Raw genomic sequence first — 26,316 nt, 5'->3', positions numbered from 1 at the left:
CCGCGCCCTTCCTGATTGTGTGGGGCGCTCCTATGCATCCCGCCAAAATTAGATGTGACGCGTCAACCAATCGCGGGGGCGATCGTGGTGGGTCGGGGGTCAAAGCCAAAGAGCGCTTTTCGCGCATTGCCAGTTGACATGCACCTGCAGGACGGCCCGGAAGCCGCGCCGGCCAATGCCGCGCCCGGCGATGTGTCGCCTGCCGTCCGCACACACCCTGCTGGCCTGCTGCGCCGGCTGAAATCCTCGGCGGCGAGGTTGCTCCTGCCGCCCGCCCGGCGCCACGCCCCCCTCCTGTTCGATCCGCTTGAGCCGCGCCTGCTGATGTCGGCGGACCTGCTCGCGGTCGACCTTTCGACCCTGCCGGCCCATCAGGAACACCAGGTGCTCGTGCGCCTCGTGGATCAGGCGGACCAGGTGCAGAGCACGGCGGCCAGCCAGCAGCGCATCGAGATTCTCGACACGGCCAACGGGACCCTGCTTGCGTCGGGCGATGCCAATGCTATCAGCCAGGTAACGCTGAACGGCGGCGCGGGCGATGACCGCGTCACCATAGACGCCACCTCTTTCGCCGGACATGCGACACCCGCCATCAGCTTCACCGGCGGCGGCGGAAACGACACGCTGGACGTGCGGGACCCGCAAGGCGCCACGTGGCAGCTCGGCGCGCCCGGAGCGGGAACGGTTTCCGGCACTGCGGCCGTCACGTTCTCCGGCGTCAGCCATCTCGTGGCGGGATCGGGCAATGACACGCTGAAGGGCGCCGCCTCCAACGTCGACTGGCAGATCACCGGCGCGGGGTCGGGCGCCGTCAGCGGGCAGTCCTTTGCGGGCTTCGAGAAGCTCGTGGGCGCAGCCGGCAACCAGGATGTCTTCACCTTCGCCCCCGGCGGCTCGATGCTGAACGGCGTCGACGGCGGGGCCGGCGGCTACGACACCATGGTGCTCGGCAACGCCCAGGGCCTCAGCGTCACCTCCATTCCCACGGGGCCCAATTCCGGCGTGATGATCGTCGGCAGCCAGACCATCGCCTATGACGGCCTGGAGCCGGTGACGGTCACGGCGCAGGCGAGCGCGATCTCGCTCTATGCCTGGGGCAGCGCGACGCTCAGCTACAATGCGTCGACGCAGATGATGTCGCTCGTCAGCAATGACGGTGAATTCGAGACCCAGCTGTTCGCCGCATCCGGCCTGTCCACCCTCACCATCACGGCTCAGGATGAGATAGGCGATCCGTCGAGCATCGATCTGAAGATCCAGTCGTTCGATCCGACCTTCGCGGGAGCGTTCACGGTCAACGCCAACACGCTCGGCACCAGCGCCATTGGCGGCAACACCACCACGCTCAACATCATCAGCCTGCAGTCGAACCTGGAGCAGGTCGTCAGGATCAACGGCAACATCCAGCTCGCCGGCGGGTCGATCACCATCAATTCCGAGCGGGTGCTGGTCGGTAACGTCATCGGCGACCCCAGCGGCGCGACAACCGGCTGGACGGCCAACAGGGAATATAACGGCGTTGCCACCACTGGCGGCAGCGGCACGGGCATGACCGTCGACATCACGACGAATGCCGTGGGCGAGGCAGCCGTGCATATCCTGAGCGCGGGGACGGGCTATGCGGTGGGCGACACCATCAGCGTGACCGGCGCCGGCGGCACCATGACGTTCAAGGTGCTCAACCTTGCCGCCACAGCCATCATCAACACAGCGAGCAACAGCGCCGCGGCGGCGGGCAAGATCTCCATCAATGCCTTCGATATCCGCGTCGGCAGCGGCGCCCAGATCCTGGCGGACGGAACCACCAGCGACGGTGAGATCTCCATCGTCGCGTCCAATGTCAATTTCCGCTACCTCACCTTGCCCATCAGCTGGGAATTCAGCCCCCTCGCCGCGACCATCGACCTTTCGAACGCCACCATCGTCGGCAGCACGGTCACCATCACGGCGACCAGCATGGATGTTCCCGGCACCAACCAGCTCTCGACGGTATGGGGCGGATACCTGCAGGGCATCACGTCCTCCATCGTCACCACCCTCAATCAGGCGGTCGCAGGCCTGCTGGGCTCCCTCGCGGGCTTCGACCCGTCCGTCGTGGTCCACAAGGCGAATGCGCGCGTCGCGGTCCATGATACGAGCATCAACGCCACCTCGACCCTGCCCTCGACGCTTTCGACCTCGTCCCCGGCCATCTCCATCAGCGCGACAACGTCGGTGGACGCCAGCGGCCAGGCGCTGGTCTCCGGCCTCAACGGTGCCACCAGCAAGTTCGCCATCGCATTCGGCGTCGGCTATGTGGACAGCAACGCGCAGGTGCTGATCTCGGGCTCGAGCACGATCACCACGCCGGGCACCGTTTCCGTGACCTCCAGCGCGACCGGCACGGTGAAGACCACGGCGCGCTCGTCCGTCAACCTGATCGGCGACATCAACACCACGAACTATGCCTATGCCCTGGGCGTGGCGATCAGCGAAGTCACGGCCTTCGCCCAGCTCGGCGCCGCCGCCTCCATCACGGCGGGCGGCTCGGTGCTGGTGACCTCCACCGGCAAGGAAAAGACCGGCACGAGTGTTTCGACCCAGGCCAATATCGACGGCAATCAGGGGATCTCGCTGGCCGTCGGCGTCAACAACTCGGACATTCAGACCGTGGTCGACGGCGATATTTCCGCCGGCGCCATCCAGGGCGCGCCGACCGCCGCCTTCAACGCCGCGACCGCGGTCAACACCACCAACAACACCCTGACGCTGCCCAACCATGGTTTCACGAACGGGCAGCAGATTACCTATTACACCAACGGCGGCACAGCCATCGGCGGGCTGACCAACGGCGCCACCTACACGGTGGTGGTCATCGACGCGAACACGATCCAGCTCACCAACGGCCAGTTCATCGACCTGTCGCCCACTCAGGGCAATGCCGGCGCGCAGCAGACCTTCGGCAAGCAAGCCGCAACGCCCTTCATGCTCAACGCCATCGGCGCGGGCGGCACGTTCGCCGTGCCCGGCCACGGCTTCACCGAGGGCGAGCAGGTCGTCTATTCGGCCAATGGCAACACGCCTCTCATCGGCCTGACCGACGGCGCGACCTACAAGGTCCACGTCATCGACCAATCCTCCTTCCAGCTGATGGGCGCGAACGGCCAGGTCATCCTGGTCAGCCAGGGCGCATCGCTGGGGGATCATACGTTCATGGACGAGGCGCTGGGCTACGGCGTGGAGCTGACGCTCGCCTCGATCGATGCCAATACCAACATCATCTCGGTCGCCAATCACGGCCTCACCGAGGGGCTCAGCGTCACCTATAGTAACCTGTCCGGCTCGGACGACACTGATATAGCGGGGCTCAACGACGGCGCCACCTACACGGTCCATGTCATCAGCGCCAACCAGTTCCAGCTGATCGGCGCCAATGGGCAGGCGGTCGACATCGCCAATGGGACCGTCTCTTCGCTGCAGGCGCTTTTCTACACCGCGCAGACCTTCACCATCGACCCGACATCCGCGGTGAGCGGCGCCAAAGACACCATCGCGATCCCCAATCACGGCCTGCAGACCGGGGACGTGCTGCTCTACAGTATCGATCCCACCATTTCGGGAACGAGCACCGTCGCCGTCCTCGACGCGCAGACCCTGCAGCAGATCAGCACGGCGCAGATCGAGACCACGGACACCGAAATCGGCGGCCTGGAGAACCAGCACTTCTATTATGTGGTGGTGGTGGACGCGAACACGATCCGCCTCGTGTCCTCGCTTGAGGAGGCGCAGGCGGCAACCGTCATCGCGCTGACCAGCGCCGGTTCGGGCAACCAGCAGTTCGGCGACACCGCCGGGGCGCTGACCATCAGCGCCACGCTGACACCGAGCGAGTCCCAGTCCGCATCGTCCGGTATCGGCGGCACGTTCGGCTACAAAAAATATGTCGGCTTCCTGAGCAAGCCCGACATCACCCTCGCTGTCCTGCAAAACAGGCTCAAGCTCGATCTCGACAGCCCGATCGCGAAGGGCTTGGACGCAGCGAAGAACCCCCTCAATAACGGGCAGAATTCCTGGGTGGGCGCGGTCGCCGTCACGGTCGCGAACCACAATGTCGGCGTCAGCATCGGCCAGAACGTCACCGGACCGGACACGACCGACATCGTCTCCGCCGGCACCATGGCCATTTCATCGACCATCTGGCAGTCGACCTCGCTCTCCACCAGCGCCACGGCCAGCAAGCCGAAGGGCAGCAATTCCACCGCCGGGATCGCCCTGTCGATCGGGTACGGCTATTACAACAACACCGCCACCGTCCTTATCGGCGCCGGAGCACGGCTCGACGCGGCGAATTCGGTCTCCATCACCTCCAACGTCACTTACCCGCTCGGCACATCCTCCGGCGTCGGCCAGGCCGGAACCTTAGGCCAGCTCTGGACCGGCATTCTCAGCAACATCCAGAGCAAGGGCCTGGGCGGCCTCACCTATTACAATGACGGCGTCGGGGGGTTGACCAACCTCCTCAACAACGCCTCCACGGTGTCCGCCTCAAGCGGCGACGGAACGAAGGATGGAACGACCATCGGCCTCTCGGCCAATGTGAACACGTATTTCAACAACAGCACGGTCACGGTCGCATCGGGCGCGGAGATCAACCAGAAGAGCAGCCTGACCGTCCTCGGCCAGACTACCCTTCCGCTGGCGGCGCAGAGCGTGAATATTTCCGCCGTCACGTCGATTACGATGATAAACGCCAGCGGCAATTATTCGCTGAACCTGAATTCGGGCCTGGGCTTCAAAGCTTATGACGTCCGCAAGAGCCTGAGCGATCCGGACCCGGCCAAGCACAAGTCCATGTCAGCGTCGGATTTCGCCAGCTTCTCCGTGAGTTCGACGGGCAAGACCATCGGCGGCGCGGTGGCCGTCAACGTCTTCAACAACAATACCCAGGCCATCGTCCAGAGCGGGGCCAAGATCGGTTCCGGGGTGTCCGGCAGCATCACGGTGAATGCGTCCGAAGACACCTTCCTGCTGAACATCGTCCAGGCGGGTGCGTCGGTTTCCTCCAATAACGGCAAGTCCATCGCCGGGTCGTTCATCGTCACCACGCAGAACAGCGATGTTGTCGCCGCCATCCAGGATGGCAGCCAGGTCACAACCATCACCGGCGGGGCGGTGAACGTGACGGCCTCCACCGGAGGCACGCAGATCGAGATCGCCGGCACGCCCGCCTCCTTCACCGGCGGCGGCCTCGGCGTGGGCGTGAGCGTCATCGTCAAGGTCGTCGACCGCGACGTCGTCAGCTATATCGGCGCGCAGCCCGGCGCGTCGACGACCGGGCTTGCCGGCATCAATATCAATGCCGGCGCCGTCTCGGTCACGTCGACCAATGCCGGCACCTTCTGGTCCATCGCCGTCGCAGGGACCTATAGCGGATCCCCGGACCAGCCGGCCGCCAGCGGCCAGAACGCGCTTGCCGGCGCCCAGGTGCCCAATGTGGGCGCGCCGAATGTCGCCGGCGTGGGGAATGATGAGACCGGCATCGGCATCGCCGGCTCGGTGAACCTCCTCACCCTCAGCGACACCACCAACGCCTACGTCTCCACATCCGGGCCTTTCGACGTCGCCTCGCTCAACGTGAATGCGACCGACAGCACCGGCGTCGTCAGCCTCGTGGGCGCCGCATCGCTCGGCCTCGTGTCCAACAGTTCCGGCTCGACCACCGTCGCCGGCGCCGTCAACATCAATCTGCTCGACCTCCAGACCAGCGCCTCGCTCATCGGCCTTTCGGACCTGACCGCCAGCGGCGCCGTCACCGTCAAAGCCGCGAACACCGGGTCGGTCGTGTCCGTCTCCGCCGGCCTCGGCTACGATTCCAACCCGCAGGGGAAATGGGCGGCGGCGGGCAACGTGGCCGTCAACCGCGTCACCGACGTCGCGGCCGCGCTGGTGGACAGCGTCGTGATACTGAGCGCCGCCTCGCTGGCGGTGACCGCAAACAGCTCGCTCAGCATCTACGCCTATGGCGGCGGCATTTCCGCCAGCAAGTCGAAGCTCGGGATCGGCGCCTCCATCGCGTTCAACGAGATCGCCTCCGGCACCAGCGCGCTGATATCAAGCAAGACGGCCCTGTCCGACATCACCACAACCGGCGCTGTCACCGTCTGCGCGAAGAACGACAACTCGATCCAGGCCATCGGCGTCACCGCCGCCATCGGCTCCGGCCAGCAGAGCTCGGAAGTCGCGGGCATCGTCACCGTCAATGTCGTCAAGGCGCTGGACGGCGCCAGCACCCCGGTGAGCGCCGGCATTCAGCAGGCGATCGTGGACGCGGGATCCGTCTCGGTCTCGGCCTCGGATTCGTCCAATATCCTGTCCATCGCCGGCAGCCTCGCCTGGGGCCAGGCGGATATGGCCTCGAGCGCGAACTCCGTGGGCGCCGCGCTCGCCTGGAACGAGATCGCCATCGGCGTCAACGCGTTCATCAACTATGCCTCCATCACCACCAGCACTGACGGCGATGTTTCCGTTTCTGCCGGCAGCACGGCGCAGATCGTCGCTGTGGGGATCGGCGCCGCGCTGACCACGGGCGGCGGCAACTCGATCGCCGCGAGCCTGTCCGTGAACGTCATGGTGAAGACGATCACGGCATCGCTCACCACCACGACGCCCACCAGCGGCGTGACCGCCGGCATCACCCCAAGCATCGACAGCGCAGGCGGGGTCTCGGTCTCCGCCAGCGACGGCACGGTCATCACCGCCGTCAATGGCGGCATCGCCATGATCGGCGGCGACTACAGCAGCGCCGCCGGCGCCGCCATCGCGGTCAACATCGTCTCCGCCACCGTGACGGCGCAGATCACGGGCACCACCGTGGCCGCCGAGGACGACGTCCTGGTCCAGGCAAGCGGTGCGGCGCAGATCGTGTCGGTGGCCGCGGGCATCTCCTTTGCGGAGAGCAGCTATGCGGGCTCGGTCTCCTGGAGCACGGTGAACACCACCATCGCCGCGCAGATCACCGGCGCGTCGGCCATCACGGCCGACGGCAATGTCCGCATCCTCGCCACCAACCAGTCGGTGATCCGCAACATCGCCGGGGATGCGGCCTTGGGCAAGGACACCGGCTCCAAGGCCTTCGGCTTCGGCGTCGCCCATTCCAACGTGACCGACACGGTCACGGCCTATCTGGATGGCGCCGCCACGGTCTCCGCGGGTAACGGAACCGCCATCACCGACGTGACCGGCGCCACCGTCCACGGCCTCTCCATCGAGGCCTCCTCCACCCAGAGCATCACCAACATTGCCGCTGGCGGCGCCGTCGGGGGCCAGGGGGCTGGCTCCGCCTCCGTCTCCTGGACCACCATCAACAGCACGGTCAGCGCCTATGTCGGCGCGCGCACCGCCGTCCCGACAGCGGCGAACATCAACTCCGCCGCAGACGTAAACGTGGCCGCCTACGGCTCCACCTTCGTGGTCGGCGTCGGCGGGGCGCTCGGCATCTCCACCAGCGGCGGCTCGGCCGGCACCGCGGGCGTCGACACGCCCTGGATCACCCGCAACGTGAGCGCCTATATCGGCGGGAACAACGAGGTCGCCGCGGGCGGCAACGTGGTGGTGAACGCCCAGGCCTCCACGGACGTGTGGTCCGGCTCCCTGGCGCTCAGCGTATCGTCGAGCGCGACCGGGGTCGGCGCCAATGCGGCGGTGACGGTCCTCACCCTGAACACCACCGCCTATATCGGCGCGGGCGCGCAAGTCACGGCCCAGAACAATGTCGCGGTGACGGCGTTCGATTCCACCGATGCGACGCAGATTTCCGGCGGCCTCGGCTGGGGCACCAGCCTCGGCGTCGGCGCCAGCCTCGGGCTCAACAAGCTCTACAAGACCACCACGGCCTATATCGACACCGGCGCCAGCGTGACGGCCAATGCGCAGGGTGCGGGCATCGCGACGCTCACCGGCCAGACCGCGCCAGGCCTCGCCTTCCTGCCCAGCGCCGTGGTGAACAACCAGATCACACTACCGGGCCACAACCTGCAGAACGGCCGGCAGGTGGTGCTCAGCGCGGACACGCCCATCGGCGGCCTCACCGCCGGGCAGGTCTATTACGTCATCGTCATCGATGCGAACACCATCAAGCTCTCGGCGACGAACGGCGGGCCGGCGATCGCCCTTTCCGCGACGCCGGGCGCCTCGGTGCAGTCGCTCCTCGTGGCCTCCCCCGCCGGATCGAGCGGCAGCGTCGCCTTCACCACAGGCGACGTGGCGAGCAGCACGATCACGGCGACGGGCCACGGCTATGTCACGGGACAGCAGGTCCTCTACATCGCCACCGGCCCGGTGATCGGCGGGCTCCAGAGCGGCCAGACCTATTATGTGATCGTGGTGGATGCGAACCATGTGCGGTTCGCGTCCAGCGCCGCCAACGCGCAGCTCGGCACCTTCATCGTGCTCGACACCACCGGCATGGACGCGACGGCGACGCAGACCATCATGTCGCTCTCCGACCCGGTCCAGACCGCCAGCGCCTCCAGTGCCGGCCTCAACGTCAACCAGTCCTTCACCGGCCAGCAGACGGCGATGAAATCCCTGCAGAGCGGCGTCATCGTCTCCGCCGTGAGCCTGGAAAACCTGAAGGGCTTCGGCGTGGGGCTGGCCGTCGGCACCGGCGGTGCCTTGGTCGCGGCGGCGGGTGAGTGGAGCGACCACTACGTAAGCACCCTCGCCTACATCAACAGCGGCGCGCAGATCAACGCGGATACCAGCCAGGCGTCCAGCCAGCAGAACGTGTCGGTGGGTGCGGGCCATTCATACACCATGCTCTCGGTGGCCGCCGTCGCCGGCTACAGCTCCGGCGGCGCCGCCGTGATGCCGGGACTGTCGCGCGTCTATCTGGACGGCATCACGCAGGCCTATATCGCCGGCAACGGCAGCACCGGCACCGTGGTGAACGCGAAGGGCAACGTGTCCGTCACCGCGCGGGCGAGCGAGAATGTGGTGAGCGTGGCCGCCGGCGTCGGCGGGGCCGCGGGGGGCGCGGGCATCGCCGGCTCCATGAGCTGGGTGGGCATGGACCTGCAGACCCAGGCCAGCATCGGCGGCGCTGTGGCGGTGACGGCGAACGGCAATGTCCTGGTGGGGGCCAGCGACAACACCTCCATCGTCAATGTGGGCGGCTCCATCTCCATCGGCGGCAGCGCGGGCATCGGCGCCGGCGCGGGCGTGGTCATCGTCGACAAGCAGACCAGCGCCAATATCGGCGGCGGCGCGAGCGTCGATGCCTATGGCAACGGCCCCGGCAGCATCACCGGCATCCCGAACGCCAACTGGCCCGGCGCGAACAGCACCGGCAGCCTCGTGGGCGTGGCGGTGGAGGCGTCGTCCTCCGAGACGGTGACCAATGTCGGCGGAAGCGCCGGCGGCGGCGGCAGCGTCGGGGTCTATGGCGCGGTCACGGTGGAGAGCATCAACAGCGGCACCTGGGCGACCATTTCCGGCGCCGCCCAGATCAACCAGAACACCGGCGCGGGGACCAACGCCAACCAGGCGGTGGACGTCTCCGCCACCAACAGGATGAACATCTACAGCTTCGCCGGAAACCTCGCCATCGGCGGCGCGGTGGGTGTCGGCGCCAGCGTGGATGTGGGCACCATCGACAACAACACGGTCGCGCTCATCGGCGCGGGCACGCAGGTCTCAGCCGCTGGGGCGGTCTCGGTCAACGCGCTCAATGACTGGACGTTCAAGGGCCATGCCGTGGGTGGCGGCGGCGGCGGCACGGTGGGCGTGCAGGGCTCGGTCGTGGTCTACAATGTGGGCGGCAACGTCAACGGGACCTACCAGACCGACAGCAATGGCGACGGCCAGATCACCGGTGCCGACGACACCACCAATGTGCTTGCGAACAGCAACGGGAATGTCGGCTCCTTCCTCGACCAGAGCCTGTCGGGCGCCATCCAGTCGGCCGCCACCACGAACCCCGCGCCGAGCTTCAATTCCAGCACCGCCGTCGATCCCACTACGGACACCATCAATCTCGGCGCCAACTACAATCTCGCGACCGGACAGGCGGTCATCTACAATGCCGGCAGCGGCGCGCCCATCGGCGGCCTGACCAGTGGCCGCACCTATTACGCCATCGTCGATGCCAGCAATCCCAACAGGATCGCGCTCGCGACCAGCCTTGCGGACGCGCTGAACGGCCGGTCGATCCAGCTCACGCCGGCCGCCACCGGCGCCACCCAGAGCTTCACGCTCGACGGCCAGGGCGGCGCGCAGGCCCGCAACCAGATGATTGCCGGGGCGCCGCAGAACCAGCTCAGCAACGGCGTGCTCTCCGCCGGCCCCGTCGCCAGCGGCACCACGGCGGGCGTCGAGGCCGGCGCCCGGATCAATTCGCGGAGCCTCTCCGTCAACGCCGCGCAGAGCGTCAACCTCGTCGCCCTCACCGGCGCCGTCGGCATCGGCCTTGCGGCGGCGGGCGTCGGCGCCGGCATCGCCATCGTCTATGTGGACGCCGGGGTTCAGGCCTATATCGGCGCGGGCGCGGTGCTCACCGGCAGCGGCGGCGCGCTCTCCGTCACGGCGTCGCGCACCGCCGACATCTGGGTCGCCGGCATGGCGGTGGGCGGCGGCCTTTACGCCGGCGTCGGCGCTGCGGTGGCGGTCATCAACGACCATTCCGCGGTGACAGCGCTGGTGGGCAACCAGCCCGGCGCGACCGGGGCCAGCGGCGCCACCCTTTCCGGCTATGGCGCGACCACGGTCGCCGCCACGGCGACCGTAACGCAGGAAGTGTTCGCCGGCTCGCTGGGCGGGTCCGCCTTCGCGGGCGTCGGCGTGACGGTGCTGCACACCACCTATGACGGCGGCGTCAGCGCGCAGATTTCCGACAACACGCAGATGGATGTGACCGGGCCGATGACGCTGAGCGCGACGCGCTCCGTCACCATCACGCCCCCGGGCAATTCGTTCGGCTATGTGGCGGCGGCCCTGGCGGCAGCCATCGGCGCCGTTCCCGTGGCCTATGCCGGCGTCGAGGTGTCCGGCACGGTGTCGGCCCAGATCGGCAATTCCGTCACCCTCACCAGCACCGGCGCGGTGTCCGTTGCCGCGAGCGACCATATCACGACCTCGATGAAGGTGGGCTCCGGCCTCTTGTCGCTGGTGGGCGTGGGCGTGGTGTCGGCAAACAACACCATCGCGAACACGGTCCAGGCGAATATCGGCAACAACAGCCGCGTCCGGGGCGCATCGCTGAGCGTGAACGCCTCCAACACCGTGACGCCGCAGCTCGAAGGCTTCGCGGCGACGGGCTCGCTCATCGCCAATGTCGCGGCGCTCTATTCCACGCTCACCATCACGTCCAGCACCACCATCGCCATCGGCACAGGCGCCGTGCTCACCGCGACCGCGGGCGACATCAGCCTCAAGACGAACGTCGCAATCTCCGGGTCCGTCGAATCCCGCGGCTATGGCGGGGCCGTCGGCATCGCCTATGGCGGCACCAACGCCAACGCATCGCTCCGCAGCACGAACACCATCACGCTCGGAACCAGCGCGGCGCTGACCGCGTCCCGCGACATCACCATCTCCGCCACCACCAACAATTCCCTCACCCAGACGGCTGTCACCGGCGGCGGGGCCCTGCTGGGCAGCTATGATTCCGCCACGGTCGGGGCGACCATGACGGACACCACCAGCGTGACGGTGGGTGGCAGCGCCGCGCTTGCGGCCGGACGCAATCTCTCGGTTTCTGCCACATCGTCGAATGCGGCGACGCTGAGCGGAGACGCCACCACCATTTCGGCGCTGGGGGCGGCGCCCGTCGCCACGGGCAGCATCACCTTCACCGGGGCCACCACGGTCACCATCTCGAACAACGCCTCCCTCACCGGCGTGACGGTCGCGGTCACGGCCCAGGTGGCGAAGCTCAACATCGCACCAAGCTTCAACACCCTTGCCGGCGGCGCCTATGGCTATCTCGATGCCGAGGCGACAGCGACGGTCACCTCGTCCGCGACCGTGAACGTCAATGCCGGCGCGGCCATCACGGGAACGACCAGCGTCGCCCTGACGGCGAACCAGTCGAACCTCACCGCCACTCCGACGGCCTTCTCCAATGCGTGGAACCTCATCGCCACGCCCTACGGCCTCGCCACCCTCATTGCCAATTTCACCACCAGCGTGGGCGTGGCGCAGGGCGCGCAGATCTCCACCCGCGCCCTCACCGTCGAAGCCTCCGCCCAGGCGACGCCGAACCTCAACCCCAGCGGCACCGTCAGCGGCGGCCTGATCAATATCGGTGGCAACACGTCCAGCGCGCGGACCCTCACCTACACGCGCACCATCGTCTTCAACGGGACGGTGACGATGCTCGGCGCTCAGGACCCGACTTTGGTGGTGGACGCCAGCGGACAGGTGACGGCGAGCGGCGGCGCGACCGCCACCATCGCCAATAACACCATCACCGTGGGGTCGATCGCCGGAAGCGCGTCCTCCAGCGGCACCATCGCGTTCGTCCTGTCCTCCTCGACCCTGGACGTGGTGCCGTCCGTGTCGAGCGCGAGCCTCACCGGCGCGCCCACCATCAACACCATCGGCAATTTCGCCAACGTCTTCATCACCAACAATTCGGCGATGACGCTGGCCATCGGCAATATCAACGCGGTCTACGGCGCCTCCAACCAGCGGCCGCAAGTGACCGGCACCGCCGGCTATTCAGGATTCACGCCGACCTATGGTGCGATCACCACGGCGACGAACATACAGATCGTCAACACCAGCGCCGCCAACGTCCTCATCTCCGGCGTCATCTCCAATCCCTTCGGCACCACCACGATCACCAATGCCGGCGGCAGCATCCTGGCGAATGGCGGCAGCATCGTCAGCGCCGCGGTGGTGCTGTCCGCGCTGGCCGGCTCCGTGGGCTCCTCCGCCGCGCCGATCCTGATCTCGGCCAATCCCGGCGGCTCTACCCGGCTCACGGCCAATGCGCTGAGCGGCGTCTATGTGAGCGCCGCCGGGGCGCTCGCCGTCGCCTCCGCCACCGCGAGCAACGGCACGGTGAGCCTGAATGCCGGCTCAATCACCGGGTCCGGCTCCGGCGCGAGCATTGTGGCCGAGACCATATCGCTCACCGCGACCACCGGCAGCATCGGCACGGCCCAGCAGGCGCTCCTGATCGATGCGCGCGGCGCGTCCGGCGCACTCACTGCGCTGACGACCGGCACCTCCAGCGGCATCTTCATCACCGATGTCAGCGGCGGGCTTTCGGTCAACAGCGTGATCTCGACCGGCGGCAATGTCGTGCTCTCCGTACTGGACAGCCTGGCCTCGGGCGAGGACCTCACCCTCTCCGACAATGCGAAGGTCTCGGCCTTGGCCGGCACCGTCACGCTGCAGGCCGGAGACAATGTCCTCACCTCCGATACAAGCACCATCTCCGCCGGCGGCACCGTCTCGATCGTCGGGGACGCGGGGGACCAGGATCCGGCGACGGGCGCGTCCGTCGATCTGCGCGGCCTCATCGCGGCCACCGCCATCTCGGTTGCGACCGGCGCCGGCAACGACACTATCTCGCTGCGCCGGCTGCAGAACGGTTCGACCCTGACCATCAATGCCGGCTTCGGCACCGACGCCATCCTGCTGGGCAGCACCGCCACCGCGGCGGGCGCCAGCGGGGGCGTCCTCTCGACCATTCTCGGCCAAGTCGTGCTGCAGGGCGGCGACGGCATGGACACGCTGCTGCTCGATGACAGCGGCGCCACGTCCGGCCGGACCGCGACCCTGTCGACGACCCAGATCACCGGCATGGGCCTCGGCGCCTCGGTGCAGTTCGGCACGCTGGCCAGCCTTGCCCTCCAGTTCGGCTCGGGCGCGGATGGGGTGACGGTCACCGGCGCCAACATCAATGTCCAGATGGACCTCGGCGGCGGCGACGACCAGATCCGCCTCGCCGGCAACGACAACACGCTGGCCGCCTTCGCGAGCCGCCTGGATATATCAGGCGGAACAGGCAGCGATACGCTGACCATCGTCGACACCGCGGACACGGTCGCCCGCAACGTGGCCGTGAGCGCCACCAGCATTCTCGGCCTCACGCCCGGAAATGCCTCCGGCGGCTTCTATTATGGCGGCCTCGAACAGGTTGGGCTCTCGCTCGGCACGCTCGGCGACACGATCTCCGTCTCCGGCACCTCCGCCGCCACCACCATCGATGCTGGTGGTGGCGCCGATGCCTTCCTGGTCGGCACCAACCTCACGCAGATGGGTGGTCTCCTCACGCTCACGGGCGACGGTCTCGACACCCTCTCCGTGTCGTCGCTCCAGGCCGCGAACCTCACCATCGCCAACGCGGCCGGCGGCAGCCTCATCACCGGCAGCGGCATGGCGGGCGGGGTCGCCTTCTCGGGCATGCAGTCGCTTGCCGTGTCGCTGAGCGAGGCCGCCGACACGCTGGTCGTCCTGGGCAGCTCCGCTCCCATCACGGTCAACGCCAATGGCGGCAACGACACCATAGAGGTGCGCGGCCTCGCCCAGAGCGGCACCTTCAACCTGGGCGCGGGCGCGGACACGCTGACGGTGATCGACACCGCCGCGGATATCCGCGTGACGGGCGATGCCGCCGACACCCTGGCCATCAACCAGGCGAGCCGCACCAGCGCCGTGACGGCGGGCAAGGTGCGTGATGGCGCAAGCGCCGGCGAAGGCGTCATCGAGGGCCTGACGGCCGGCGACATCACCTTCTCCGGCCTCGGCCTCGTCAGCATCGCCCTCGGCGGCGGTAACGACACGCTCAGCCTGAATGAGAGCTTCGCCGCCACCAAGCTCCAGATCGACGGTGGCGGCGGCAACGACACCTTCTTCGCCTCCACCATCGGCACCGCGCCCACCGTGATCTCCGGCGGCAGCGGCAGCGACAGCCTGACCCTGCAGATCCCCGGCATCCCGGCGGGCGGCGGCTTCACGGGCCTCAGCCTCGATCTCGAACTTCTTGTGGTGGACAATTCGGCGAATACCTCCAGCGCCATCGCCTGGACGGTCGCGAACGGCGTGATCCAGGCGGCCCCCCGGGCGGGCGGCGCGCTGGCCACCGTGGTCTCCACCGATGGCGCCGAACGGACCAAGATCATCGGCGGCGGCCAGAGCGACACGCTCTCCATCGTGTCCGATGCCGGCGACGTGGACGGAACCATCGACGGCGACAGCGTGGAGCTGCACGCCGGCCTCCAGGTGGTCTCCGGCCAGGGGTCCGCGACCTATGTGGACTACACGCACGCGCTGACCTTCGACGGCATGCAGAACGGCCTCGTCGCCTATGTGGAGGACGGCTTCAGCCTCTCCACTTCCGGCAGCACACTGGTGCGCAATGACGGCTTCAGCCCATCCGCGTCGGGCGCATCCGACGCGGACGTGCTCACCCTGCGCTCGGCCAATGCAAACGGCACGGCCACCGGCAACGCCTTCGCGCTCTATTCCATCTCGCTCGCGGCCGACGGCACCGGCACGCGGAACGTCACCTTCACGGGCCTCACGGCAAACGGGCAGACGGTCACCACCACCATCAGCGTGGCGGCGGGCGTCGGCTTCCGGACTTACACGCTCGGCGCGGCGTTCGCGACGGTGACGCAGGTCACGTGGACCGCGTCCGGCGTATCGGTGGACAACATCGTCGCCCAGGACGTGATCATCGCCCAGGTCCCGCCCGCGACGAACCAGATCCAGCAGTTCCAGATCGCCGGCAATATCTCCTTCAACACCGCGACCGGCCGGATCGCCAGTGGCTCCATCGTGGCCGGCAGCGTCACGCTCAACGCCAGCTCTTCGTCCGCCGAGATCGCGGCGGCGGGCATTGTGGTGAGCACACAGGGCGGCATCACCCGTTTCGCGTTCACCGGCGACCTCGTGATCGCGGCGGGCGTCCGCATCAGCGCCACCGGCGCCCATGCCCTGTCGCTCTTTGCCGGCAACGATGTGACCATCGGCGCGGGCGTCATATTCGACGTGTCCGCGAGCGGGACCACGGCCGGCGCCGGCGGCGGCACCGCGGGCGGCACGGCCGGCACCGGTGGCACGGGCGGCACGGCGGGTGCCGGCGGCGGCGCGACGGATGGCGGCGCGGGTGGCACCGGGACCGACGATGACGGCAATCCCGGCGGAAACGGCACCGCAAATGCGGGACAGACCGGCGGAACAGGCAATAATGGCGGCACGGGCGCGGCGGGCGGGGCCGGCGTGAATGCAGCGTCCGGCGGCGGCGGCGCGGGCGGCACGGCCGGCACCCACACCGGCGGCGGCAGCGCAGGCACGACCGGCGGCGGCGGCGCAGGCGGCGCGGGCGGCGAATGGGACTTCGGCACCGGCTATAACGGCAGCGCCGGTTCCAGCGGCAACAACGGAAACGGCGGCGGCGCGGGCGGCAGCGGCAACGACGGCAGCGATGGTGGCGCCGGTCAGAACACCGGCGCCGGCACCCAGCTTTCCGGCGGTGGTGGTGGCGGCGCGGGCGGCGGTGCAGCCGGCGGATCAGGCGGCGGTGGTGGCGCGAGCGGCACCAGCGGCGGCGGCGGTGGTGCTGGCGGCTTCGCCTCGGGCAATCCCGCAGCCCCGGACACCGGCAATAATGGCGGGGCCGGTGGCAGCGGCGGCGCGGGCGGCGCGGGCGGTGTCGGCGGATCGGGCGGCGCGGGCGGTGTCGGCGGTGCTGGCGGCGGCGCGCTTGAAATCGGCGCGCTCGGGCGCATCACGGTCTCCACCGGTGCGTCCACCAGCTTCGGAGCCACCGGCGGCAACGGCACGACGGGCCAGTCGGGCACCGGCGGCTCTACCGGCGGCGGCGGCAGCAGCGGAACCGCTGGCCTGCCGGGCGACAAGCCCGTCGATGGCGCGGGCGACGGCGGAGACGGTGCCGCGGGCGGTACGGGCGCCGCGGGCGGCGTGGGTGGCGCAGGCGGCCAGGGCGGCGATGGCGCAGGCGGGGCGGGCGGCACCATCAAGCTCTACGCCACCGACATCGTGGCGGACGGCATCCAGGTCAACACATCAGGCGGAACCGGCGGCACGGTGGGCGGCAATGGCCGCTTCATCTTCGCCGGCAACACGTCCATCGTGACCGGCCCCGGCAACGTCATCACCTCCGTGGGCGGCGCGCCGAGCGGCGCCAATGTGACCGGCTCGACTACCATTTATTCCACTGGCCCGCGCGAGGCGAACACCTACCTCGCGGGCGACGGGCAGACGTCGCTAATCGCCGACATGGTGGGCGGTTCCTGGATCTACGGCGTGCTGGACGGCATCACCGCCACCGACATCATGTCGGCCATGACCACGCCGCCGAGCGACGCGCTGATCGCGGTCATCCGGCTCGACATCGGGGCGGACGGGGAGGACTACACCGGCTACGACATGCTGCTGTACGTCAACCTGACCGGCTTCGCCCTCGCCGACCCTTCACTGGGTGTCGGCGAGGCGGCTCAGGCGCTGATGACCGGCGGCTACAGCGCCCAGCAGATTTTCGGCGGCAATGGCACCGGCAGTGTGATGTCGCTGCTCGCCTCCCATGCCGTGTGGGCGACCCTGATCCCCGAGAGCGCCACCACGGTGAGCGCCAGCATTGGCGGCATCGGCGGCAGCCTCTCCAACGTCACCATCGTCGATGGGCAAGTGCTCTATCTGCGCGCGGACGCGCCGGCCGCGCCGGCGCAGAACCCGATCTCGGGCCTCACCGCCATCGCCGCCAGCAATGACACCCTGGACCAGACTTATGCGGTCTCGGCCCAGGAGAACGCCCTGGTGGTGATCAATGCGGACGGCAGCCAGCGCCAGGCCTTCCATGACGGCGCGGCGGGGGTTTCGGGCCTTGCCGGCGCGAGCGATGTGAGCCTCAGCGCCGACGGCCGGTTCGTCTATGTGTCCTCGCCGACCTCGAATTCCATCGCCATCTTCTCCCGCTCCACCAGCACGGGCGACCTCGCCTTCCTCCAGACGGTGACCGGCGCGAACAACATGTTCGACACCATCACCCTGAGCGCGGACGGCACCCGCCTCTATGCGGGCGGCGCCAGTGGCCTTGCGGTCTTCAATGTCGATATTGCCACCGGCGCCCTCAGCGCCGGCACCAGCACTACCGGCATCTCCGGCGTCAGCGAGATCGCGGTGAGCGCCGACGGCGCGCGCGTGTTCGTCGCCAGCGCGGCCAACAACGCCCTCCTGGTGCTGGACAGCCAGACGCTGGCCGTCCAGCAGACGCTCGCCGGCACAAGCCTCGGCCTTGCGGGCGCCTCGGACCTCACACTCAGCGGCACCGATCTCTACGTCACCAGCGCCACGGGCGGCACCCTGACGGTGTTCGACGTGTCGGGCGTGACCGTCACCCACCAGCAGACGCTCGCCAACGGCGTCAATGGCGTGCGGGGGCTTGAGGGCCCGAGCGACGTGGTGGCGACGCAGGACGGGCAATATGTCCTCGTCTCGGGCGCCGGCAGCAACAGCGTCTCCGTGTTCAAGCGCAACGCGGACACCGGCAAGCTGACCTTCGTGCAGATCGTGACCGACGCAGTCGGCGGCGTCTCCGGCATCGGCGCGCCGGCCGCGCTGGCCGTGGACGGCGCGCGGCTTCTGGTGGCTAGCGGCGCGGGCGGCGAAGGCGGCCTCGCCTGGCTGAACATCAACCTTTCCGATGCGCGCCGCTCCGATCTTGTGGTGGACCATTCCGGGATCGAAGAGCTCTCCATCTCCACCGGCGCGGGCGCGGACACCATCTCCGTGGATGCCGCACCGGGCGCGGGGACCACGTCGCTGACCATCTCGACGGGCGGGGGAGACGACCGCGTCACACTCAAGGCCGCGGCTGCAACCACCAGCGTGGACCTCGGCGACGGCGCGGACGAAGCCATCCTCTCCTTCACCACCGCAGGCGCGACCGTCACGGTGGATGGCGGGAATGGCGACGACACCCTGCGCATCTCGCGCGTCGGGGCGAATGCCAACACCACCGTCTCCGGCGGCGCGGGGGAAGACAAGGTCATCGTCTCGGGCGCCAACTTGCCGGCGAGCGCCACCACCACCGCCCATGGCGGCGGAACGAATGCCGACGACGCCCTGATCTTCGATCCCCAGAACCCGAACCCGCAGACGCCGAACTACCTGCCCACGGTTCCGGACCCCTCCGCCGGCACCTTGACCGTCGATGGCGCGGGAACGCTCACCTATGATGGGTTCGCATCCACGGCTGTGGTCGCGGCCCCCCTCATTACGGCGCCCACGAACCCGGTGACCATCGCCGAGGGGCAAAGCCTGACGCTCTCGGTCTCCATCACCCCGCTCGGCACCACCAACCAGCTCACCGGCGTGGCGTGGGATCTGGACGGCGACGGAACATTCGAGACCAGCGGCGGGAGCCTCTCCCTCACCTGGGCGCAGCTGGCGCAGATCGGCATCGTCGACGACGGCACCTATTCGGTCTGGGTGCGCGCGACCAATGGGGACGGCCTGTCCTCGGACGCGCAGGTCTTCTTCATCATCACCAATGCCAGCCCGACCATCACCGTCACCGGCGCGTCCACGGCGAACGTGGGCGGCACCTACAACCTGACCTTCTCCGCGGCCGACCCCGGCGACGACACCATCGTCAAGTGGCAGATCGACTGGGGCGACGGCGTGGTGGAGGAACTGGGGGCCGACGCCACCGGCGCCAGCCATGTCTATCTGACACCCGGCCCGCGCAGCATCGTCGTCAGCGCCATGGACGAGGATTCCTCGAACTTCGTCTCGGCCAATCCCTTCCCCATCACCGCCACGGTCGCTCCCAGCCAGATCGGCGTGGGCGGCCCCTATGTGACTGACGAAGGCAGCGGCGTGACCCTGACGGCCAGCGCCCCCGGCACGCCGGTGTCGTTCACATGGACCATCAACGGGGCCAGCTATCCGACATCCGGCGCAAGCGCCACGCTGACCTGGGCACAGCTCTCCGCTCTGGGCGTCTCCGATGACGGCACCTTTACGGTGAGCGTGACTGCCATCTATGCCGGCAACATCACCGTGACGGCGGCGCAGGCCACGACGCTGACGGTCGATGCCGTCGCCCCCACGGCCACCCTGGAGGTCAACCCGGCGAGCGTGCCCGAGCGCGGGTCGGCGACGGTTTCGTTCGTGAACGTCCGGGATCCGTCCGGCACCGACACCTTCACCTACAGCTACGACTTCGACGATGATGGGGTTTTCGAGATCGTCGGCTCCAGCGCATCCAGCGCAGTCATTCCCAGCCAATACCTCACAGTCGCCGGCACCCATGTCATCCATGGCCGGGTCACCGACAGCGACGGCCTGAGCACGGACGTCTACGCCACCGTCACGGTGACCGAAGTCGTGCCGTCCATCACCGTCTCGGGCGCCTCCACGTCAGTGGAAGGCGCGCCCTATACGCTGACCCTCAGCAGCACCGATCCCGGCGCGGATGCCGTCATCCGCTGGGTGGTGGACTGGGGCGACGGCAGCACCAGCACCGTCACCACCCCGACCGCCACCCTCACCCATGTGTTCGCCGACGAAGGCGTCATGAACATCAAGGTGACGCTGGTCGACAATGACGGCAGCTACAGCGTCGACAAGACCGTGACGGTGTCCAATGCCGTCCCCGTTCTCTCCAGCGTGGCGCTGGACCCCGCCCCCGAGGGCAGCGTCAGCCACCTGGTCGGAACCATCTCCGACCCCGGCACCGACACCTTCACCCTGACCATCGATTGGGGCGACGGCAGCGACCCCGAGGTGGTGACCCTGGCGAGCGGCGCCACCGGCTTCGACCTGTCCCACCGCTATGGTCAGAGCGGCGCGGTGAGCGTGACCGTGACGGTGTCCGACGGCGACGGCGGTACGGCGACGGCGACCGTGAACGCCACCATTCCCAACGTGGCGCCGACCGTCAGCGACCTCACCTTGATGCCGAACCCCACCACCGAGGGGGAGAGCCTCACCCTCACCGGCATTGCCACCGATGCCGGCGGCGCCGACACGCAGACCGTCACCATCAATTGGGGCGACGGCACCGCCAACACCAACGTCGCAGTGAACCCGGACGGTACCTTCAGCGCCACCCACGCCTATAACGACCAGCCCGGCTCCACCGCCAGCACCTCCTATACGGTGAGCGTGACGGCGCAGGACAGCGACGGGGACACCAGCGCACCCGTCACCACCACCGCCACCGTGCTCAACGCCGCCCCCGTCATCACGAACGTCGTCTTCACGCCGGCCTCAATATCCGAAGGCGAGAGCGTCACCTTGACGGGCACCATCGTCGATGCCGGCATGTTCGACATCCAGACGGTTTCGGTCGATTGGGGCGACGGCACCCCCAGCACCAATGTGGCGGTGAACCCGGACGGCACCTTCAGCGCCACACACCAGTATCTGGACCAGCCAGCCAGCGGCACGTCCTTCCTTGTGACCATCACCGCCACCGACGATGACGGCGCCAGCACCAGCCTCTCGGTGCCGCTCACTGTGGCCAATACGCCGCCGGTGGTGCAGGGCCTGGTGGTGGCGCCGAACCCCGCCGATGAAGGAACGAGCGTCACCCTCACCGGCACCGTGACCGATGCCGGCATCGCCGACACGCAGACCGTCACCATCGCCTGGGGCGACGGCACGACCAGCACCGGCGTCACGGTGAACCCGGACGGCACCTTCAGCGCGACCCACACCTACCAGAACAACGCCACCTATACGGTGAGCGTGACGGCGCAGGACAATGGCGGGGCCATCAGCGATCCCACCACCGCTACCGTGACCATCAACAACGTGGCGCCGGTTGTGCAGGGCGTGGCTGTGATGCCGAACCCCGCCGCCGAGGGGGCAAACGTCACCCTCACAGGCACCGTGACCGATGCCGGCGCCGCCGACACGCAGACCGTCACCATCGCCTGGGGCGACGGCACGACCAGCGCGGGCGTCACGGTGAATCTGGACGGCACCTTCAGCGCCAGCCATACCTATGGGAACAATGCCACCTACACGGTGAGCGTGACGGCGCAGGACAGCGACGGAGCCATCAGCGCCGCCGCCACCGCTACCGTGACGATCAACAATGTGGCGCCGGTGGTGCAGGGACTGGCGGTGACGCCGAACCCCGCCGCCGAAGGGGCAAACCTCACCCTCACCGGCACCGTGACCGATGCCGGCACCGCCGACACGCAGACCGTCACCATCGCCTGGGGCGACGGCACGACCAGCACCGGCGTCACCGTGAACCCGGACGGCACCTTCAGCGCCACCCACACGTACCAGGACAACGCCACCTATATGGTGAGCGTGACGGCGCAGGACAGCGACGGGGCCACCAGCGCTGCCGTCACCGCAACGGTGATGGTCAACAGCGTGGCGCCAGTGGTGCAGGGCCTCGTGGTGACGCCGAACCCCGCCGCCGAAGGGGGAAGCCTCACCCTTACGGGCGTCGTGACAGATGCCCGTGCCGGCAGCACGCAGTTGGTCACCATCGCCTGGGGCGACGGCACGACCAGCGCGGGCGTCACGGTGAATGCGGACGGCACCTTCAGCGCCACCCACACCTACCAGGACAATGCCACCTATACGGTGAGCGTGACGGCGCAGGGCAGCGATGGCGCCAGCAGCGCTGCCGCCACCACCACCGCCACCGTACTCAACACCGCCCCCGCCATCGCGAATATCGCCATCACGCCGGCCTCGATCCGGGAAGGCGAGAGCGTCACGCTGACGGGCACCATCGTCGATATCGGCACCCTCGACACCCAGACGGTCATGGTCGACTGGGGCGACGGGACCAGCTCGCTCGCGACCGTGGGCGCCAATGGCGCCTTCAGCGCAACCCACCGCTATCTGGACCAGCCGGCCGACGGCACGTCCTTCCTCGTGACCATCACCGCCACCGACGATGACGGCGCCAGCACCAGCCTCACGACCGCCGTCACGGTGGCCGCCGTGCCGCCGGTGGTGGCCGATCTGTCCACGAGCATCCCGGAGATCAACGAGAACGGAACCGTGACGGTGAGCGGCCGTGTGGATGATCCGGGCCTGCGGGACATCGTGACGGTGCGGATCAACTGGGGCGACGGCACCGCGCTCGAGGACGTGGCGGTGGATCCCGTCACGCGCCTCTTCACCGCGAGCCATCATTACGGCGACGTCACCGGGGCCATGCAGTCCCGCATCTATACCATCGCGGCACAGGCGTTCGACCAGAACGGCGACGCCGGCCCCACGGCCATCACCCGCCTCACGGTGGTCAATGTGGACCTGGCGGCGGCGGCGCCCGCCACCTCTCCGCCGGCCGCCCGCGGCGCTGCCCTGGCGCTCAAGCTCCAGGCGCCCCTCAGCATCGTGGCGACCTTCGCGCCGTTCGCGCCGGACTTCCCCGATCTGGAGCAGATCATCCCCGGCTCCTACCAGTTCGCCTTCCAGGGCGGTGGCAAGGCGGCCGCGAGCAGCCAACGCACGGAGCCGGCGGCGGCCAAGAAGCCCGCCCAGGACCAGCAGAACGCGCCTGACGCAAAGGGCGACGCTCCGCAGGGTAAGGCTCCGGAGGACGACAAGCCGTCCGAAGGCACGCCGCAAGGCCTGGGCGACACGCCTGCACCGGCGGAACGCGCCCTCCCGCAGGATGGCCAGCCCGCAAAGCAGCAGAGCGGCGAGCCCCCTGCCCCCGGCGGCCAGGACAAGGTCCTGGCTCCCGAGCCGGCATCGGAGGATTCCGGCCGGCGCGTGGACAATGCCGTGCCGGACTGGCTCTACCTCGGCTCGCTGGCCGCGCTTCCCGCGCGCGCAGACAATGACGCGGCGCGGATATCCGGCTGGTCGGTGCGCGACAAGGGCAGGACACAGAAGCGCGTCGTCTGACACTGGCGGCGGAAGGACCATAGCGCGCCGGCGTCATCCGGAAACAGGATGACGGGTTGCACCTTTCAAAGGCGGATGGTGCGATGCGTGTCTCCTGCCGGCGACCCATGCCGCGCCGGCGGATGCCGGCGGGTTGAAGCCTTGAGTGAGAGCGAAGAGAGAAGCCAGATGAGCCAGACGGGCGAAGACCTCACCGCGAGTGCCCCGAGCACCGTGGAGCAAGCGGAGGCGCCGCGCGCCGCCGTCCTTTGGGACGACAGCAAGATGACCACCCATTTCGCGAATGTGGTGAACATCCAGAGCACGCTCGAGCAGGTGGACCTGTTCTTCGGCACCAACAAGACCTGGAACGTCGCCAACGACAAGCAGGTGAGGATCGAGCTGACCGACCGCATCATCCTCAGCCCCCATGCGGCAAAGCGGCTGTGGCTCGCTTTGGGCGGCGTGTTGAAGGATTATGAGACCAAGCACGGCATCCTGAAGGTGGATATGCGATAAGCGCCGGCCGCCCCTGCCGCCAAGGCGCGACAACGGGTTCCGGTCGGTTCGGGAAGGGTGATGAGCGCGAGCAGAGCCGAGATATCCTCCGTCGCCGTGAGCGGGCCGGCGCGGCGCGCCGCCGAAGACGGCGTGGCGCGCGGTTCAGCGACCATCGATGAGGCGCTCTGGCTCGGGCTGTCGGCCGCGGCCGAAGACGCCAACGCGCCCCCGGCTGAATTCGCCGCCGCCTGGCTGCCGCTGCAATGCGCCATGATCCCGGCGATCCGGTGCGGCGTGGTCGCGATGGGCGCGCCGGGCACAGCGTTGACGCCCCTTGCCGTCCATCCGCAGGGTTCGGACGCAGCGTTGCGGCTTGCCGATGCCATGGAGGAAGCCCTCGCCGCCGGCAAGGGGGTGGTGCAGCGGGATCCGGACCTGCCGGACGCCCCCATAGAGATCGCCTACCCCATCCTCGTGGCCGGCGCGGCGCGGGGCGCTGTCGGCCTGGAAATGAGCGCGTCGGGCCTGCCCGGCCTCCATGCCGCCATGCGCCAGCTCCAGTGGGGCACCGCCTGGATGCGGGAGCATCTGCTGCGCGATGCGAGCGCCGACGCAGTCGATGCGCGCGCGCGCCTGGAAACCGTGCTGGATCTTCTGGCCGCCGGGCTCGACCAGGAAAGCTTCAAGTCCGCGTGCCGCACGGTGGTGACGCGCCTCGCCTTGAAGCTTGGTTGCGAGCGGGTCGGCATCGGCTTCGTGCGGCGCGGCTATGCCCATGTGGTGGCCGTCTCCCACAGCGCCGAATTCGGCAAGCAGATGAACCTCGTCCGCCAGCTGGGTGAGGCCATGGACGAGGCGCTGGACCAGCAGGCGGTCCTGCTCTTCCCGCCCTTGGCACCCGACCCGCACGTGACGCGCGCCCACGCCGCTCTAGCGGAGAGCCATGGGTGCGGCGCGATCCTCACCACCCCGCTCTTCGTGAAGGACAGGTTCGTCGGCGCGGTCACCTTCGAGCGGCCCGCAGATCGTCCGTTCACGGCGGACGAGATCGCCACCGCCGAATGCGTCGCCTCCGTGCTCGGCGCCATCCTCGACGAGAAGCGGCTGAACGACCGCTGGCTGGCGGCCAAGGCGGCGGATGCGCTGGGGACCCAGGCGGTGCGCCTGTTCGGGCCCGGCCATCTCGTGCGCAAGGCGATCCTGGTCGCCCTCGCCGCAGCCGCCGCCTTCAGCTATTTCGCCACCGGCCCCTACCGCATCGTCGCGGATGCCAATGTGGAGGGCGAGGTGCAGCGCGCGGTGGTCGCGCCCTATAACGGCTTCATCCGGGAGGCGCCGGTGCGGGCGGGCGACCGGGTCGCGGAAGGCGAGATCCTGGCGACCCTCGATGACCGCGACCTCGCCTTGCAGCGCCTGCGCTGGGTCACCGAGCGCCAGCGCAAGATGTACGAATACGAGCGCGCGCTCGGCGAGCGGAACCGGGCCGAGGCCAAGATTACCTCCACCGAGGCGGAGCAGGCCCAGGCGCAGATCAACCTCATCGACGAGCAGATGGCACGGGCCAAGCTCTACGCGCCGTTCAACGGCCTAGTGGTCTCGGGCGATCTTTCCCAGGCCATCGGCGGGGCGGTGCAGCGGGGCCAGCTTTTGTTCGAGGTCGCGCCGCTCGACCGCTACCGCGTCATCCTCGAAGTGGATGAAAGCCAGATCGGCGATGTCCATGCGGGCGAGAGCGGGGAGCTGGTGGTGACCTCGCTGCCCAACGAGGCGTTCGGCTTCAAGGTGACGAAGATCACGCCCGTGGCGAAGGCGAAGGAAGGGCGCAACCTGTTCCGAGTGGAGGCCCAGCTCGACACCGTGCCCCCGCAGATCCGCCCGGGCATGCGCGGCGTCGGCAAGATCAATGTGGACGAGCGGCGGCTGGTCTGGATCTGGACCCGCTCCTTCGTCTCCTGGCTGAAGCTCTGGACCTGGCGCTGGACCGGGTAA

3 protein-coding genes are annotated in these 26,316 nt (G+C 68.5%); all 3 read left to right on the top strand.

Translation table 11 applies throughout. The features are described from left to right. Positions 1 to 138: 138 nt before the first annotated feature. The 3 genes from ABLE91_RS18845 to ABLE91_RS18835 all read left to right on the top strand — a co-directional run bounded on the left by ABLE91_RS18845 (position 139) and on the right by ABLE91_RS18835 (position 26,316). Positions 139 to 23,847 carry a PKD domain-containing protein gene (locus ABLE91_RS18845; RefSeq protein ID WP_348933298.1) on the top strand — a complete coding sequence of 7,903 codons (23,709 nt, stop codon included), beginning with the start codon at positions 139 to 141 and terminating at the stop codon, positions 23,845 to 23,847. A gap of 168 nt (positions 23,848 to 24,015) precedes the next feature. Continuing rightward, positions 24,016 to 24,345, top strand: a complete 330-nt coding sequence (locus tag ABLE91_RS18840; protein WP_348933296.1) for a DUF3467 domain-containing protein — start codon at positions 24,016 to 24,018, stop codon at positions 24,343 to 24,345. Positions 24,346 to 24,405: 60 nt separating this feature from the next. Next, on the top strand, positions 24,406 to 26,316 hold the full coding sequence (locus ABLE91_RS18835) for a GAF domain-containing protein (protein WP_348933294.1): 1,911 nt from the start codon (positions 24,406 to 24,408) through the stop codon (positions 26,314 to 26,316).

The sequence above is a fragment of the Aquabacter albus genome, assembly GCF_040049275.1.
Taxonomy (GTDB): Bacteria; Pseudomonadota; Alphaproteobacteria; order Rhizobiales; family Xanthobacteraceae; genus Aquabacter.
Note: the sequence above shows the minus strand (reverse complement) of the source record. Positions and strands in the feature narration are given on the sequence as shown.

What these genes read in the sequence shown, in the direction of transcription:
- ABLE91_RS18845 (WP_348933298.1), top strand. Translation starts at nt 139, where the DNA reads ATGCACCTGCAGGACGGCCCGGAAGCCGCGCCGGCCAATGCCGCGCCC.
- ABLE91_RS18840 (WP_348933296.1), top strand. Translation starts at nt 24,016, where the DNA reads ATGAGCCAGACGGGCGAAGACCTCACCGCGAGTGCCCCGAGCACCGTG.
- ABLE91_RS18835 (WP_348933294.1), top strand. Translation starts at nt 24,406, where the DNA reads ATGAGCGCGAGCAGAGCCGAGATATCCTCCGTCGCCGTGAGCGGGCCG.